Origin of the sequence: Parabacteroides caecihominis (genome assembly GCF_023656785.1) — a bacterium.
Classification (GTDB): Bacteria; Bacteroidota; Bacteroidia; order Bacteroidales; family Tannerellaceae; genus Parabacteroides; species Parabacteroides segnis.
The window spans coordinates 103,850-121,612 of the sequence record NZ_JAMOKS010000017.1 but is presented as its reverse complement, the minus strand read 5'-3'; the positions used below and the strand labels follow the sequence as shown (position 1 = coordinate 121,612).

The window sequence follows — 17,763 nt, the reverse complement described above, 5'->3', positions numbered from 1 at the left end:
GGAAATAGCAATAGGTTCAAAATTTATCAGGTTTGAGCTATTTCCTTTAATGGGGCAAAGCCCCATGCCGTAGGCTCTCTTTTGCCGTCAGTTTCAACTGACGGATAGATAAATCTTCCGGTTTTACCGGATTCCTCTGTGGGTTTCAACCCCTTTTCCAGATATTTATAAGAATATGAAAGGGGATAAATCCCACAGAGGAAGAGGCTTTGCCTCCTGTATTCAGAACCGTTGGTTGAAACCAACGGCAAAAGAGAGCCTGCGGCACGAGGCGAGCCTCGTTTAAAATACACCGTAGATGGTTCAATTATTTCTATATTTTCACCTGCCGCGAACCCCGCCTGTCAACAGAAAACGGCTTTCCATTCGCCGATGTTACGGTCCTCTTTGTTGAAGTCGGCGCCTACTTTGACTAACTGGCGGCCATCGACTGTGTAAGGGATCAGATAGCCTCTGTCGTCGATTTGACGGAGGGCTTCGTCTACCGAACCGCTTAGTTTAAATTCGAATACGTAGATGTAGTCGGTTGTTTTTACTACTGCATCCGCACGACCACGGGCACTGCGAACTTCGGCATCGACGTATTGGCCCAGCAGCTTGAAGACCAAATAGAAGATTATCTGATAATGACGCTCGGTCCGGTCGTTCAGTTCATAGGGAATGTCTGCAAAGAAAGCACGCAGCCGTTCCATAAACGCATCGACATCACCGGCACGCAACTCATCCCAAAACTTACCGATATAAAACGGTGCAATGGATTCCGATAAGGGTGTATAATATGGAGTAATGAAATTCAACCATCCATATTCCACTTCGGCATTCGGATAATCGAGTATGAAGAAATTCTTTATAGGATCATATCCCTTAATCGTCAGGTATCCGCTCTGATAAATGATCGGCACCGGATTATGGAAGTCTGCCCGGTAGTCGGTCAGTGCGGCTGCCGGCACTTCCATGCCGTCCAGCTGGCGCAGATCGTAGTCTGTCTTTTTCAACATATCCACCAGCATCGTAGGGGTTCCTGTTGCGAACCAGTAACTGCTGAAACGCTCTTGAACCAGTGCATTCAGTACGCTAAAAGGATTATAGATACCATCCGCCAGGAATTCCGAGAAATGATATCCGTCGTAACGTTTCGTCATTTCATTTACTGTTTGTTCGTATGTCAGCTTGTTCCTGGCGGCAAGAGCAGCCAGTTCGGGTTGGAAATCGCGTTCGATTTCAACCTTTGTCATACCGCAAACCGTTGCGTAAGCAGGAGCCATACTGATATCCATCAGCTGGTTCAGAGTACTGAAAATACCCAACTGCGAGAACTTTGTCACTCCGGTAATAAATACAAAACGCAGGTAGCGGTCAGCATCTTTCAGGACAGTGTAAAAGCCGGTCAGCATTTCGCGGTAAACGTTGTGCAGGTCATCATTAAATAATGTACGTAGCAGAGGTTTATCGTATTCGTCGATCAGAACGACTACCTTCTCCCCTGTTTTCTCACAGGCTTGTTGGATGATTTGCATGAAACGTTCTTCATAACCTAACTCTTCATCTGTTTTACCGAATAGTTTTTCCCATTGAATAAAATGACCTTCCAGTATTTGTTCCAGGCTCTCTTTCGTTTCGTAGAATTTCGCATTGAGACTCAGATGAAGCACCGGATACACTTTCCATTCTTTCTCCAGTTGTTCGATAGCCAGTCCCTTGAACAGGTCTTTCCGTCCGAGGAAATAAGCTTCGAGCGTGGAAAGCAGCAGGCTTTTACCGAAACGGCGCGGGCGGCTCAGAAAATAAGGTTTGCCGGTCGTTACCATTTTGTAAACCAATGCAGTCTTATCTACATATAGATATCCGTCTTCCCTCAAAGAGGTAAAATCCTGTATCCCTACCGGGAGTTTTCTGATCGGTGTTGTTTCCATGTCTCTGTTGTTTTTAAGCACGAACACAAAGATAAGAATAATATGCTAATGTAGCATATACCAATGGATATAGTAAATAGTTTGAGATTTATCAAAATTGGCACATTAGCACATTGGCCCATTATTTCTTTTCTTTATCAATCTCATCATGTCAAAGAACGCTTGTTTTTGCATCGACAGTCGATGCCGTGTTGCACTGGGTGTAAGTGCAACGTTACACTCGATGTCGATGCAACACTGCACTTGGTGTCGATGCTACGCTACATCGACCCTCCCTGCAAATCATTCGATTTCAGGACGATCTCCGCCGCCGGAGTCGCCTACCACCAGCTTCGTTGGATATTCCAGGGTACGTGCTTCTTTCAAAGTCATACTGCTTTGGCTGAACTGTGTGACGATACGCAATGTATAGCTGCCGTCGGCCAATGCCGGAACACGGGCGATCACCTTGCTGGGGTCGTTTTGGGTGAGGCGGCGAGTCACTTTGGTCGTTGTACCGTCGTCAGCAACGAAGAAGATACCTACGACAGCGTCATCGCCGGCTATTTTGATGTTATTGCCCGTAATCATAATATCTTCGCTTGCCGTGATCGAGCCGTCGAACAGGCCGGTCAGAGTATCGGTGACAAGCCTGATACGGGCCACGTCGGCTTTTGCCCCCATGTTGATCACCTTCACGTTTTTCAAGGCGTCGCGGAGTTTTTTAGTCGGGATGATGTCGAATGTCAGTTTGTGAATAGCCGGATCGAACTGAGCATCCGGGTTGTCGAAAGCACCCAGGATACGCGGAGAGAACTGGCAAAGGTCCGTTATCACACTATCGCCGTTCAACAAGGCTTCGAGGATAATATCACTGTCCTGCGACGTTACCGAAAGGATGGTCGGCAACTTCAGTTCAGAGCCGGTGCGCTTGATTTCCCGGGCCGTATCTTCTTTGGTCAGAGTCTTCGGACCAGTTTTCACTTCGGCAATGCAGTCTTTCGTATTGTCTTTTGTCAATGGGTTATCACGCAGATAAAATTCCCAGTAATACTCTTTGTTGTAATCTTCCATGATGTTTTAATTTAATATTGATACTAGTTATTAATTGCTCCAGCTTGTGCCGGGTGTTTGTTTTATTTGTTATTGCTGTTCCCGTTCCTGGATGCAACGAATAGGATGAGCATCCCGACGAGACCAACCTGAAGAGATGTTATATGCTTTATTATCAGCGCCTATCGCCAAAGCATAACCATGATTATTAGTCGTTCTTCCGGATTCTCTACACCAGAAATTACCCATTCCTGCAATCCTGATAAACGAATTGAAATTATCTTGATAACCGGTCATCCTTATATAGGTGCTACGGCCGGATGTTGAATTTTCAAAATACAGAACTACTCCTCCATCTGCTATTATGGTCGATGGATTTTTCATATTCATAGTAGAACTAGCATTCGTTGACGATCCACTATCTGTATATCCGCTGTTGGTGAACAACGATTGATAGTTTACCTTGCTTGCTATACACCAACCTGCAGGGCATGGATCGTGAAATGTCTTTTTACTATTTTCAATCCAAAGATTGGCATTACCTTCATTGCACCATGTATCACCAGACGAATAGGTTGTCGTCGGATTTTGATAAGATGTTCTTATAGACACCTGACTCTTTACTCCATTTCTGACATAATAAGAAACACCATCCGGCTGATAATAATTCAACATGCCCGGTGTCAGTTTATCAGCATAAACGGTTATACTGTATGTGCCATTAGCGGTTGTTGCCGCTTTAGAATAGGTACTGGGGAACGGGTCTTTTCGTCCCCACTGATAATGGAAACCATTTGCTTTCGATCTTTCCAGATCATTTGACGGAACATCAGTATAGCCGGCCATCGCTCCTAAATTTCTATCCATCATAGGATTTTGATTTTTACCTCCGTAAGTATATTTCTGTACTCTTTTGTTTGGTTCGTCTACTGAAACATCTGCTTTAGCATCCGGAGCATAGTCTGTCACCCAAATATGCCAACTCCAAAGTATTTCACCTTTTGAATTATAGGCTGCTATTGCTCCACTACCTCCTGTTGTATTAGGGGCTGTACGGCAGTAGATACGAGCTTTTTCAATGTCTTCATTATCCGTAATATCAACTATATTTATATGATCTTCCGATGAATTGACAATGCCCAATACAGGATCGCCCACATCACCGTTTTCTTTGGTTTGCCACAAGACTTTAACCGATTGGATCTTTTCCGTCGAGCACCAGCTTTGCAACAAGATATTCTCCGTTACTGCTCCGTTTATAAAATATTTATAAGGATTAAAACAAAATGCACCACCGGGGGCCACCATGAAACAGTTGGCGGTAGGTACAAGATTATTGTTATTCTCCGAAGCCGGTATCGGGTCGATAATCGTAACACGACGGTCGTTGACAGGCAAACCGGTATGCTTAATTGTTACTGTGTAGTCGTAATCAGTATTGCTGTACAGGTTAAAGTCTGAGAACCCGGAGCCGCCCAGATAAACGCGGTAGCTTAGTTTCTTCTTTGTTTCTTTCGTATTGAAGGCGATGAAATCGACATATGAACTGCCTGTCGGGGCATTCGACTTGATACGGTATGTTTGAGAAGTGGCTGCCGGGTTTGTTCCGCGTACATTGGCGGGTATCCAGCAGGAATATTTGCCGACTCCTATTTCTGTCGGTGTAAGTTGTATTGTAGTGAATTGATCCAACAGGGAAGGATACGTATTATCGTCCTTATCCGGGACTGCAACTACTTTATAATTAGTAGGGATACTTTGCAAAAGGATTTGTTTTAATGCATAATCTGTATACGAATAGGTCCAGTCCAATGTCAGACGGGTTGCCAGCCGACGAAGCAACAGGCGGACATCTTTATCCTCACCATCGATACTTTTGATCGTGTTGCTTTCCACACAGACATGTTCCAGATGCAGGACATAAGGCATCTTGTTCATATCCGCTTGGATACCGGGTTGAAGAGAGGATATGGTGGAAGCGTCAATGCTCTTTTTACTCTGGACGGTTGCCAGATTGTCGGTTGTTCCCAGGCGGGTAGCCGTATTTTCGCTTCCCCAAGCCACGATCACCAGTTGACAGTCGGGGTCTACTACCAGAGTCAGGTTTAAGGCAGAGCCTATTTCCTGTACAGCAATGGCATTAGTCATACCGCCGATGCGTTTGCCGGAACGATCGTATTGTTGTATTTCCAGGTTATAGAGTTTATCCGGTTTCAGGGAACTAACTCCTTTCGTTGACACTCTCGGTTGAAGAGCGTAATTGAAAGCGGCTGCATTCGATTTTGTTGTCGATGGTGCAGACAAAGTATATCCGTCTGTTTCGTCGGCAAAGCCGAGATCGAGCGTTACTTCCACTGTCTTTCCTTCCGACGGATTCACCGCCGGACTGTCAATTTTGTCCTCGCAACCTGTACTTATTAATACTAGTGATAAGAGTGTCATAATTACTCCTTTCGTTTCTAATTTTTGTCCTATACTTGCCATCCTTTTATCATTAATTTACTACATCAAAAGCGCCGTTTTAACAGTTTGTCAGAATCTCTTTCTTTTATAAGAAAGAGAGTTGGGACTGACGCTTTCCAGTGTACGCTGTTTTTCAATGCATTACGTACGAAGTAAATCAATAAACTTTTACGCCTTAAAGGATGACGTTATTTCAATATTATCAAATTGTAGCAAAATAGTATCCCGAAACCTTGCCCCGGTCGTTAAAAGTTGCTACTTTAGCCGCCAATAACACTAGATTATCAAGCAATTTGATACAAACTCTCTTTCTTATAAAAGAAAGAGAGTTTTACTTTTTTCTCTTCCCTTTGAGATTCAAACTGTCGTTCAAACTCTCCGTTTTCTATTTTTACAGTATTTTTCATACACTCTTTTTCCTTTTTTTACGCACATTAACAATGTTCATTCAGACGCACAAAAAGTTGCGCAACACCCGGCAGGATGCTGCGTAACTATTAGGTACATCTGTTATTTTTTACAGATGCGATTGATAAGATTCAGGGGGAATGTTAAAGTTGCTCGATCTCTTCGGAAGTAAGACCGGTTGCCTTTGAAATATCTTCTAAAGACAGACCTAAGGATTTTAAGTTTTGAGCTATTTCTCGGCGTTCTTCTTTACGCCCTTCTTTTATACCTTCTTCGCGCCCTTGCTTTATACCTTTTTTTATACCTTTCTCTTCGCCTTTGATTTCGCCATCTTCAAAACTGGCATCAATGGCAGAGAGCAAATCACGTTCGACAGCCAGACTCAGTTCGTACTCCAAACGTTCGTTGGCAGACATACGTTCTATTTCCACTATGCTTTTGAGCTTCTGGAATAGTTGGTTGTTGAGTTCATCCGGTAAACGTTCCATTATTTCGATATTATTTAAGACATACAACCATTTTAAGTAAATGGTTTTGCACTCCGACAAAGGTAATACAAATTTCGGTATTTCTAAATACACTTCGTTCAGCGTTTCGCTGAAAGGTATCTTCAGTTCACGATCCATCCGCACCACATCCCAGCGGTATTTATCCGGATACCCGGGAGACATCACATAATTAAGGATACAGACAATATATACCTTATTTATATTGTAATCCCAATGTTTCTTACGCTCTTCTTCCGTCAAATGTGACAGTTTTTCACGGCCTACAATAGACTGTTGCTGGATAGCAAACGAAGCATAATACAGGATACGGTCGGAAAAGTATTTCTGACGGGTCTTCTGCATCTCCACAATAAAGAATTCACCCTTCTCATTCTCACAAAAAATATCAAATACTGCACGACGCTGATCCTGCTTCATGCCCAGCATTTCGACATTGCGAAAAGTGATGTTGATGATTACTTCGTCATGGAGGACTCCATTTAGAAAACTGATGATTAAGTCTTTACTGACTTCACTCCCGAAAATGAGTTTAAACCCGTAATCCGAGAAAGGATTAATAAATTTGCTCATAGCTATATGTTTTAGTTGCGCCCATAGTGAGCGTGCGACAAATATATGCATTTATTTTCATAAGATGCAAGATATCTGCACTAAAAACATACGAACTGCTATACATTATATATGATCCTTTTTCAGTCTACAAAAGGGCCTCACTCCCCTTTCTATCTTATCAATCTCATCATGTCAAAGAACTCGTTTTTCCCCGGTTGCTGGCAGGTCAGAGGAAAGGACCTTTTTCAACTGTCGGCTATTCCAGTTCCTGGATGCAGCGGACAAGTAAGGATTCGCGAGGATTACCTCCGGAAAATCGCCACATTGCTGACGAGTTCGTATAGATATATTCTCCCCTGTTAGAATTATTACCATCCAATGCACCTCCTCCCCAAAAGTGCATCGCAGTATTGATACCTACCATCCCGGTCAAATCCCAATACCCTGCCATATAAAAGTAAGTCGTGTTTTTCCCTTCTTTATCATAGTAGACCACGTAACCACCATCTTTAGCCGTAGTCCCGTTTTTAAGCCTTGTATAAGAATATCCACCACTGATAGAACCGGTGAGTAATGGCCTGTAATAATCTTTGTTTGCAACACGCCAGCCCGCCGGACATGGGTCATGAAGACCTTTAACGGTTCCGGCTCCCCAGGCATTTTTGTATTCATCCGTTTGGCTATTGATCCAGGATACGTCAGCTTCGCGACCTGTTTTATACATATTCCCGGGATCTTTGTAAGCATCCCGATAAGAAGCATTATTTCACAAGTCCAGTCGGATGAAACGTGATTCCATCTCCTTTAAACAGACTCAAAAGTCCTTTTGTAGGAGCATTACTTTTTATGGTAGTATACGGGATTCTTTCGATCTTTGTATTCGAATAACTACCGATAAAAGGATCTTTCCTTCCCCATTGATAGTAAAAACCGTTCGTCTTTGATTTCTCAAGTTCATTGGGGGGAAAATCTATATATCCGGCTACCGCACCCATATTGCGATCCATCATGGGAAGGATGTTGGTATAACTGCCATATTCAAACTTCAGTTTTCGCTTGTTTACCGGAGTTTGTACATCCTCATTGCCTCTTGCATCGGGATTATAATCTGTTACCCAAATATGCCAGCTCCAAAGAATTTCACCGCTTGCATTATAAGCGGCTATGGCTCCGCTGCCACCTGTCGTATTCGGGGCAACGCGGCAGTAGATGCGGGCATTTTCCCAGCTATCTCCATATTCAAGATCGACAATATTCGTATGATCGATATCGGAAGTAACAACTCCTAATACCGGGTCGCCTATATCGCCATTCTCTTTAGTTTGCCAAAGAACTTTAACGGATTTGATCGGAGTGTTAATCGTTCCCCCTTCAACATCACACCAGTCACTACCTTGTAACGTACTGTTATCAATCGATACCCCCTTTTGATAGAATTTATACGGATTGAAACAGAATGCTCCGCCGGGAGCCACCATAAAGCAGTTGGCCGTAGGCACCAAGTTATTATTATTGACAGATGCCGGCACAGGGTCAACGATCGTTACCCGACGATCGTTGACGGGCAGACCTGTATGAATGAATTTAACAGTATAGTTGTAGTTTGTATTGCTATAAATATTATAATCGAACGTCGAGGAACCACCCAGATAGACACGGTAGTTGAGCTTCTTCTTGGGGTCAGTGCTGTTGCCCGCAATAAAACTGGCATACGAACTGCCTGTGGGGGCATTCGACTTGATACGGTAGGTTTGCGAAGTGGCTGCCGGATTGGTTCCACGCACATTGGCCGGGATCCAACAGGAATATGGGGATTTACCGGAAGTGATAGTCGGATCGATCTTTATCGTCGTAAACTGATCGAGCAGCGACGGGTATGTTTTATCTGATTCATCGGGCTTGGCTATCACATTATAATTAGTAGGGATACTTTCCAACAGGATTTGATTTAATGTATAACCAGTATATGAATATGACCAGTTCAACGTCAACCGTGCCGCCAACCGTTTGAGGAGCAGGCGAACGTCTTCACCTTCGATGCTTTTAATGGTATTGCCTTGCACACAGACATGCTCGAGATGAAGGACGTAAGGCATTTTGTTCATATCATTAACAGGAATAGTATTAATGACAGAGGCATCTATGGATAGCTTTTGGACGTTTTCCAGTGTGTTGGTTCCCAGACGAGAACTTGTATTGCCGTCGCCCCAGGCTACGATGACCAGTTGGCAGTCGGTACTTTCGGCCATAGTAAGGGTAATAGCGGAGCCGGTTGCCTGTGTAACTACATTATCCATTCCTCCAATACGTTTGCCGGAGCGATCGTACTGTTGTATTTCCAGATTATAGAGTTTATCCGGTTTCATGGAAGCATCTCCTTTGGTTATAGCAGAAGGTTGCAACTCGTAGCAGAACGCACCTTGGTCAGTTGATGCACTGGATTTTGTGGTAACGGTATATCCGTCTGCTTCGTCGGCAAAGCCGAGATCGAGCGTTACTTCCACCGTCTTTCCTTCCGACGGATTCACCGCCGGACTGTCAATTTTTTCCTCGCAACCTGTGCTTATTAATACCAGTGATAAGAGTGTCATAATAACTCCTTTCGTTTCTAATTTATGTCCTATACTTGCCATCCTTTTATCATTAATTTACTACATCAAAAGCGCTGTTTTAACAGTTTGTCAGAATCTCTTTCTTTTATAAGAAAGAGAGTTGGGACTGACGCTTTTTGTATAACCGCTGTTTTTCAGCGCATTACACACGAAGTAAATCAATGAACTTTTACGCCTTTCAGGATGACGTTATTTCAATATTATCAAATTGTAGCAAAATAGTATCCCGAAACCTTGCCCCGGTCGTTAAAAGTTGCTACTTTAGCCGCCAATAACACTAGATTATCAAGCAATTTGATACAAACTCTCTTTCTTATAAAAGAAAGAGAGTTTTGCTTTTTTCTCTTCCCTTTGAGATTCAAACTGTCGTTCAAACTCTTCGTTTTCTATTTTTACCATTTTTTTCATACTCTCTCTTTCCTTTTTTTACGCACATTAACAATCACGTTCAGACACACAAAAAGTTGCGCAACACCCGGCAGGATGCTGCGTAACTTTTAGGTGCATCTGTTATTTTTTACAGATGCGATTGATAAGAATTATAAGTTTATTATTTGAACTAAAAAGATAAAGTAGATTTCATCTTATTTATAGTTGTCAGAAGATTAGGTATATCATTTTGAAGCGTATCAAATATCGCTTCGGCATCTATTCTATGATATTGATGAACTATGATATCTCGTAACCCCATCAAATCTTTCCAGGGAACTTCCGGATAATTTACAAATAAGGTATGATTAGTTAGTTTATCTATGTTCTTAACGCTTTCACCAATAAAAATAAGTTTCATGCAAACTCCGTCAAGAATAAACATACCATCAGGACTTAAAAGAAAATCCTGATAAGTCTTTATTCCTGATGTTCTTTGTTGAATGGTACGGCAGGAATCTTCTATCTGCATGAGCAAATCTAATATGCGTAGTGTCATGATTATACGAAGATCACATCATTTAATATTGATTGCTTTAGTGTTGTTCCATTCAATTGATTTCTCATACGAACCAAATCAACGGGACTCCCCAACAATTCTTCCAACTCATTTTTTATGCGAACATGGAGCAAAAGATTTGCTTTTCCTTCAAACAAAATATCTACGTCACTATTCTCATTTTGTTCTCCCCGTGCAACCGAGCCAAAAATCCCCATTTTGGAAATTCCATATTTTTGACCTTTCTGTTGCATGAACTGACGAAGAAGATCTATATATTCTTTTGTTGATTTCATGACTTACTTAGTTTTTATAATGTTGATGGCAAATATAGGAATAATGTATCAATATGCCAATTTGAATACATTATAATATAGCATTTCCGAATTGGTGCATTATCCTCCTATCACTCTTATCAATCTCATCATGTCAAAGAACTCGTTTTCCCCGGTTGCTGGCAGGTCCGGGGAAAGGACCTTTTTATAGGTTATTACCGTTCCTGAATGCAGCGGAGTGTATGTGCATCTGAAGTGTACCAATCAGATGATACAGAAAAGCACTTATAATGCCGGACAAGGATCATTCACCGTTTTGAGGTCGGGCTTCCAAAAGGTACTAAAATCACTGTCAGAACACCATGCGATCCCTTTATAATAATAGATAGTCGGATTTTGATAAGCCTTCCTTAATGTTGCAGATTCAGCTCTTGTATCACAAGGAATATATTTCAATCCATCCGGTCCGTAACGATTCAGCATATTTTTCACCGGATCAGTAGAATTCACACCTAAAATCGTATTTAGGTCCAATGAACTATAACTACTTGGAAACAAATCTTTTCTTCCCCATTGATAGTGGAAACCATTTGTCTTTGATTTTTCCAGAGGAGTAGGTGGAATTGTATCATACCCGGTAATAGCTCCCAGGTTTCTGTCCATCATCGGTAGCTGATCCGGTGCACTATTTCCTATATATTTTTGTTTTCGCTTGTTGGCAGGTTCCAATACATTGAGATTACCAGTCCGGTCAGGGTTATAGTCTGTTATCCAAATATGCCAACTCCAGAGGATATTATCTTTGGCATCACAAGCTGATATGACTCCGCTTCCTCCCGTTGTATTCGGAGCTACACGGCAAAAAATACGACCTTGATCTTTTCCTGTCAAAGGATTGGTCATTAAGTCCAGATTATCATTTCTTTTGATATCTACAATATTGGTATGATCATTTTCTGCATTGACAATTCCCATTACAGGATCGCCAACATCTCCATTCTCCTTTGTTTGCCACAATATTTTAACGGATACGATACCACCGTCAGATTCATTAGCCCAGTTTTTCAATTTGGAATTTTCTTCATTATCATTGCCGTTTACAGAAAAACTAAATGGATCAAAACAGAAAGCTCCACCAGGAGCCACCATGAAACAGTTGGCGGTCGGAACCAAATTGTTATTATTCTTAGATGCCGCTATCGGATCAATAATCGTTACACGGCGGTCATTGACAGGTAGGTCAGTATGACTGATTTTTACCGTATAATTATAGTCCGTATTACCATACAAATTGAAGTCTGTCGATTCAGAACCACCCAGATAGACACGGTAACTCAACTTCTTCTTGGGGTCGATAGTATTGACTGCAATAAAATCTACATATGAACTGCCTGTCGGGGCATTCGATTTGATACGGTACGTCTGGGAGGTGGCTGATGAATTTGTTCCACGCACATTGGCCGGTATCCAGCAGGAATACTTCCTGATACCTATTTCGGTACTCGTTAATTGTATGGTTGTGTATTGGTCCAGTAAAGAAGGGTATGTCTTATCATTTTTATCAGGCGCAGCCACTACTTTATAATCAAGAGGGATACTTTGCAAAAGGATTTGTTTTAAGGCATAATCTGTATATGAATAGGTCCAGTCCAACGTCAGACGGGTTGCCAGCCGACGAAGTAACAGGCGGACATCTTCACCTCCAATACTTTTAATCGTATTGCTCTCCACACAGACACGTTCCAGATGCAAAACATAAGGCATCTGATTCATATGATCCTGATTGGACGGATTAAATTTAGATATAACAGAGGCTTTAATACTTTTAGTTTGGGAGGATGCCAGACTACCAGTACCCAATGTAGTACTGGTGTTACCTTTTCCCCATGCAACGATCACCAGTTGGCAGTCGGAGTTTGCTGTCAAAGTTTGACTAAAAGCGGAACCGATTTCGTGATCAGTAACATCACTTGCATTCATTCCTCCTATGTGATTGCCGTTCTGATCGTACTGTTGTATTTCCAAATTGTAGAGTTGATCCGGTTTCAGGGAACTCTCCGCTCCTTTCGTGGTTACTGCCGGTTGAAGTGCGTAATTGAAAGCGGCTGCATTCGATTTTGTTGTCGATGGTGCAGACAAGGTATATCCGTCTGCTTCATCTGCCAAACCGATATCAAGCGTTACTTCCACCGTCTTTCCTACCGACGGATTCACCGCCGGATTGTCGATTTTGTCTTCGCAACCTGTGCTTATTAATACCAGTGATAAGAGTGTCATAATTACTCCTTTCGTTTCTAATTTGTGTCCTATACCTGCCATCCTTTTATCATTAATTTACTACATCAAAAGCGCTGTTTTAACAGTTTGTCAGAATCTCTTTCTTTTATAAGAAAGAGAGTTGGGACTGACGCTTTCCAGTGTACGCTGTTTTTCAATGCATTACGTACGAAGTAAATCAATAAACTTTTACGCCTTAAAGGATGACGTTATTTCAATATTATCAAATTGTAGCAAAATAGTATCCCGAAACCTTGCCCCGGTCGTTAAAAGTTGCTACTTTAGCCGCCAATAACACTAGATTATCAAGCAATTTGATACAAACTCTCTTTCTTATAAAAGAAAGAGAGTTTTGCTTTTTTCTCTTCCCTTTGAGATTCAAACTGTCGTTCAAACTCTTCGTTTTCTATTTTTACCATTTTTTTCATACTCTCTCTTTCCTTTTTTTACGCACATTAACAATCACGTTCAGACACACAAAAAGTTGCGCAACACCCGGCAGGATGCTGCGTAACTTTTAGGTGCATCTGTTATTTTTTACAGATGCGATTGATAAGAAATGTGTTGATTTATTCGACTGTTTTTACCCAGACTTGTTTTCCGTCGAAGGTGATAGCCATTTTCAGGATATCTTTTACTCCGGCAGATCGAAGAGTGGCTGCATATTGCTTGTCTTCAATCTGTTGAAGAGCCGATTCTAAAACACTGTCGACGGATTTATCAAACATAGGGTCGTAGAGCTTCAACTCCATGATTACTCCCTGTTTGCTAAGATCACGCGGACGGAGCAGAATATCATAACGTCCAAGACCGGATTCACGATTACTGCTTACTTCGTAGGCCCCACTGTTGACCAACATGCCCAACAAAAATGCCTGATAAACCTTTTCCGGGTCACGACCACTGGTATCGTAGTAAGAAAGCGTATTGACTACAAAATCATTAAGTACTCGCTGAAAGATCGGCACATTGTTTTCCTTTAACGCCTGCAACATCAATTCCAGACGCTCATTCTTTACAGGACCGTTGTCTATCCAACTCCGTATAATGGTGCGATAAACAGTCTTTACTTCACGATTGGGTATCTGTAACTCGTATTCGATTAAATCTTCAGGGGTCAGTTGCGAATCGGATGCTTTCAGGTAACCGCTGAATAACATAAACGACCAGATGTTAATGGGGTTAGCCAACAAATCCGGAAAAGCCAGTTTGTCGTTGATCACGCTACGGATCGGTTCGCCTTGTATCAACGACTCCACTCCCGAACGGATTTGCGATGGACCGTCGGCTAGCAGGTGGCGCAACAAGACGTCCGAACCGGTATTTACCCAGTAAGGGGCCAAGACACCTCCTTTGCTTATAAAAGATAACACAGACCAGGGGTTATAGATTGTTTGCCCTCCGAACAAATAGCCATCATACCATTGCTTTACCTCCTCTTTCTGATTGCCCATCGAGTAATCTGAAAGCATCCGATCGGTTTCCTCCTGTGTAAAACCGAAAGAAGAACACATAGACTGTTCCAGAATGGTATCTACATCTATATTATTCAGCCCGCTAAAGATCGACTCCTTGCTCACCCGAAGAATCCCGGTAATGACCCCACGGAAAATATCCGTATTGTCCTTAAACACCAGACTCATAAAGTTACGCATGAAACCAATCATCCGGTCGTAATAACCCTTGTCGAAAGCCACACGGATAGGCGTGTCGTATTCATCAAGCAACACAAGTGGTGGCGTACCCCAGTAAACAGTGAGCAGTTCGGACAATAATCTGAGCGAACCTGTTATTTCATCCGGAGTAGCTTTGCGGTTTTGTAACCGGACAAACTGGTCCAGATAATCTGCCTGTTGAATATGTTCTCGTAAATAATCATGACGGATAAATTCCGACTGCAGTTCGCGAGCCAGCAAAAGAAGCATCTCTTCGAAGGTATCACCTTTGCAGTCTTTCAACGTAACCATTATCACAGGATACTTTCCCTGATACTTTTCGAAGTCTTTCCATCCTTCAATACTTTTCCCATTGAATAGCGGACGGAAAATATTACCTTCCGTCTTCTCAAAGAAATACCGAAGCGTAGACAGATTCAGCGTCTTACCGAAACGGCGCGGACGCGGAAGCAGGGTGATCAGACTCCCTTCTTCTATTACCTGACGAATAAAGTCAGTCTTATCCACGTAATAATAATCTTCTTCTATCAGTTTTCTATAATCGCTGATGCCTATCGGTAACTTTTTCCTATCCATATGTCACTGTTTTTATCATGCATACAAATATAGGAATTATTATTACAGGCACATCCAACTATTATTCATTTCCTATCAATCTCATCATGTCAAAGAACTCGTTTTCCCCGGTTGATGGCAGGTCCGGGGAAGGGACCTTTTTATACATCAACGGTTACTCCCGTTCCTGGATGCAGCGGACAAGTAAAGATTCACGTTCATTACCATTATTAAGAAATTTACCGGTATTATCCCCTCCCATAATTAAATGGAATCCGCCACGACCACTTGTTCCGCTTAACGCATCTCCACACCACATGTACATATTGCCATTAATACCAGTCAGGCCATTCTGAGACCAATAACCTGCCAAATAGAAGTAAGTTGTGTTTACACCATCTCTATCATAATAGATTACGTATCCGCCGGATCCCTTCTCTTTAATCCTCAGAACTCCCGTACCATTAGAATTGAATAATTGTCGATAATTAGCTGTGTTTGCAATGCGCCATCCTGCCGGGCAAGGATCATGAAGACCTTTGCTGTTACCAGCTCCCCAGGCATTTTTGTATTCTTCTGTAGCAGAATCAATCCATTGACTGGCACCTGTAGGTATTTTATACATATTCCCCGGATCTTTATACGCTTCCCGAAAAGAAACCCGCCGTTGTATAACCGACATCGGATAGAAAGTAAGTCCGTCCGCTCCAAACAGGCTCAAAAGTCCTTTTGTAGGGGCATTTGCTTTTATTTCTGTATTTAAGACTTGCGAAATATTAATATTGGAGTAACTCCCTCTGAAAGGATCTTTTCTGCCCCATTGATAATAAAAACCATTCGTCTTCGATTTCTCCAGTTCATCAGGAGGTAGTGTTATATATCCTGCCGCTGCACCCAAATTACGATCCATCATAGGCAAATTGCCGATATAACTGCCATATTCAAATTTCAGTTTCCGTTTATGTACCGGAGTTTGTATATCTTGATTTCCTGTCGCATCCGGATTATAATCTGTTACCCAAATATGCCAACTCCAAAGGATTTCATCACTTTCATTATAAGCTGCTATGGCTCCGCTACCTCCTATCGTATTCGGTGCAATGCGGCAATAGATACGAGCATTCTCGACACTTTCTCCATTTGTCATATCAACAATATTGGCATGGTCGGTTGATGAGTTGACAACTCCGAGTATCGGATCACCAATATCGCCGTACTCTTTCGTTTGCCACAAGACTTTTACATATTTGATGGGGGTACCGATGGATGAGCCGTTAATATTACACCAATCAGAACCTGCCAATGTCGTATTGTTTTTTGCCATCCCGCCCACATTATATTTATAAGGGTTAAAACAAAATGCTCCACCGGGAGCTACCATGAAACAGTTGGCTGTCGGTACAAAGTTGCTGTTATTCTCAGAAGCCGGTATCGGGTCGATGATTGTTACACGACGGTCGTTGACAGGATAATCAGCATGGTCGATCGTTACCTTATAATTATAATCCGTATTGCCATACAGGTTGAAGTCCGAAGATTCAGAGCCACCCAGATAGACACGGTAACTCAGTTTCTTCTTTGGTTCAATAGTATTGGCTGCAATAAAATCGACATATGAACTACCCGTCGGGGCATTCGATTTGATACGGTATCTCTGAGAAGTGGCCGCAGAGTTTGAGCCGCGGACGTTAGCCGGAACCCAGCAAGAGTATCTCCGGGTATCTATTTCGTCTGCTGTCAACTGTATAGTAGTGAACTGGTCCAATAAGGAAGGATAAGTTTTGTCGGTTTTATCGGGGGCTGCCACTACCTTATAATTAGTAGGGATACTTTGCAAAAGAATCTGTTTTAACTGATAACCGCTGTATGAATAAGTCCAGTCTAGCGTTAGCCGGCTTGCCAGTCGACGCAGCAGCAGACGGACATCTTTATTCTCACCCTCGATGCTTTTGATGGTGTTGCTTTCCACACAGACATGTTCCAGATGCAAGATATATGGCATCTTATTCATATCGGATTGAGTGGAAGGATTTAGTTTAGATATAGCGGAAGCGTCAACGCTTTTTTCCTGGGCGGAAGCCAGTTTATCGGTTCCCAGCGTAGTTGAATTTCCGTCACCCCATGCCACGATCACCAGTTGGCAGTCGGAGTTTGCTGTCAAAGTCTGATTAAAAGTGGAACCGATTTCGTGATCAGTAACATCACTTGTATTCATTCCTCCTATGTGATTGCCGTTCTGATCGTACTGTTGTATTTCCAATTTATAGAGTTTGTCCGGTTTCAGGGAACTCTCCGCTCCTTTCGTTGCCATTGCCGGTTGGAGAGCGTAACTGAAAGCAGCTACATTCGATTTGGTTGTCGATGGTGCAGACAAAGTATATCCGTCTACTTCATCTGCCAAACCGATATTGAGCGTTACTTCCACCGTCTCTCCTACCGACGGATTCACCGCCGGAGAGTCAATTTTGTCTTCGCAACCTGTACTTATTAATACCAGTGATAAGAGTGTCATAATGACTCCTTTCGTTTCTAATTTTTGTCCTATATCCGCCATCCTTTTATC

General features: G+C 42.4%; 15 protein-coding genes. All 15 read right to left on the bottom strand.

Annotation, left to right across the window (positions count from 1 at the left end; all coding sequences use genetic code 11):
- Positions 1-26: 26 nt before the first annotated feature.
- Positions 27-293, bottom strand: coding sequence for a hypothetical protein (locus NBH14_RS15710; protein WP_186960481.1), 267 nt, complete (start codon positions 291-293; stop codon positions 27-29).
- 51 nt (positions 294-344) lie between these two features.
- Complete coding sequence (locus NBH14_RS15705; protein ID WP_186960482.1) at positions 345-1,913, bottom strand: PD-(D/E)XK nuclease domain-containing ATP-binding protein; 1,569 nt, start codon at positions 1,911-1,913, stop codon at positions 345-347.
- 282 nt (positions 1,914-2,195) lie between these two features.
- Entirely contained in the window at positions 2,196-2,966 is a 771-nt protein-coding gene (locus tag NBH14_RS15700) for a DUF4469 domain-containing protein (RefSeq protein ID WP_186960483.1), read from the bottom strand.
- Positions 2,967-3,035: 69 nt separating this feature from the next.
- Positions 3,036-5,429 carry a DUF4906 domain-containing protein gene (locus NBH14_RS15695; protein ID WP_186960484.1) on the bottom strand — a complete coding sequence of 798 codons (2,394 nt, stop codon included), beginning with the start codon at positions 5,427-5,429 and terminating at the stop codon, positions 3,036-3,038.
- Between the two features lie 263 nt (positions 5,430-5,692).
- Positions 5,693-5,815: a hypothetical protein gene (locus NBH14_RS28685; protein ID WP_255502331.1), complete on the bottom strand. Its 123-nt coding sequence runs from the start codon at positions 5,813-5,815 to the stop codon at positions 5,693-5,695.
- A gap of 144 nt (positions 5,816-5,959) precedes the next feature.
- On the bottom strand, positions 5,960-6,895 hold the full coding sequence (locus tag NBH14_RS15690; RefSeq protein WP_186960485.1) for an Rpn family recombination-promoting nuclease/putative transposase: 936 nt from the start codon (positions 6,893-6,895) through the stop codon (positions 5,960-5,962).
- Between the two features lie 238 nt (positions 6,896-7,133).
- Positions 7,134-7,601 carry a hypothetical protein gene (locus NBH14_RS15685; RefSeq protein WP_250817636.1) on the bottom strand — a complete coding sequence of 156 codons (468 nt, stop codon included), beginning with the start codon at positions 7,599-7,601 and terminating at the stop codon, positions 7,134-7,136.
- A 37-nt stretch (positions 7,602-7,638) separates the two neighbouring features.
- Positions 7,639-9,510, bottom strand: coding sequence for a DUF4906 domain-containing protein (locus NBH14_RS15680; RefSeq protein ID WP_250817634.1), 1,872 nt, complete (start codon positions 9,508-9,510; stop codon positions 7,639-7,641).
- Between the two features lie 264 nt (positions 9,511-9,774).
- Complete coding sequence (locus NBH14_RS28680; protein WP_255502333.1) at positions 9,775-9,897, bottom strand: hypothetical protein; 123 nt, start codon at positions 9,895-9,897, stop codon at positions 9,775-9,777.
- A gap of 151 nt (positions 9,898-10,048) precedes the next feature.
- Positions 10,049-10,390, bottom strand: coding sequence for a HepT-like ribonuclease domain-containing protein (locus NBH14_RS15675; RefSeq protein ID WP_250817632.1), 342 nt, complete (start codon positions 10,388-10,390; stop codon positions 10,049-10,051).
- A 29-nt stretch (positions 10,391-10,419) separates the two neighbouring features.
- Entirely contained in the window at positions 10,420-10,713 is a 294-nt protein-coding gene (locus tag NBH14_RS15670; RefSeq protein WP_186962097.1) for a nucleotidyltransferase family protein, read from the bottom strand.
- 264 nt (positions 10,714-10,977) lie between these two features.
- The gene (locus NBH14_RS15665) at positions 10,978-13,011 is read right to left on the bottom strand and encodes a DUF4906 domain-containing protein (protein ID WP_186962098.1); all 2,034 of its coding nucleotides are present in this window, start codon (positions 13,009-13,011) and stop codon (positions 10,978-10,980) included.
- A gap of 263 nt (positions 13,012-13,274) precedes the next feature.
- Entirely contained in the window at positions 13,275-13,397 is a 123-nt protein-coding gene (locus tag NBH14_RS28675) for a hypothetical protein (protein ID WP_255502333.1), read from the bottom strand.
- A gap of 141 nt (positions 13,398-13,538) precedes the next feature.
- Positions 13,539-15,221 (bottom strand): AAA family ATPase, encoded by a 1,683-nt coding sequence (locus NBH14_RS15660; RefSeq protein ID WP_186960486.1) that lies wholly within the window; start codon positions 15,219-15,221, stop codon positions 13,539-13,541.
- A 154-nt stretch (positions 15,222-15,375) separates the two neighbouring features.
- Positions 15,376-17,754, bottom strand: coding sequence for a DUF4906 domain-containing protein (locus tag NBH14_RS15655; RefSeq protein ID WP_186960487.1), 2,379 nt, complete (start codon positions 17,752-17,754; stop codon positions 15,376-15,378).
- Between the last annotated feature and the right edge of the window lie 9 nt (positions 17,755-17,763).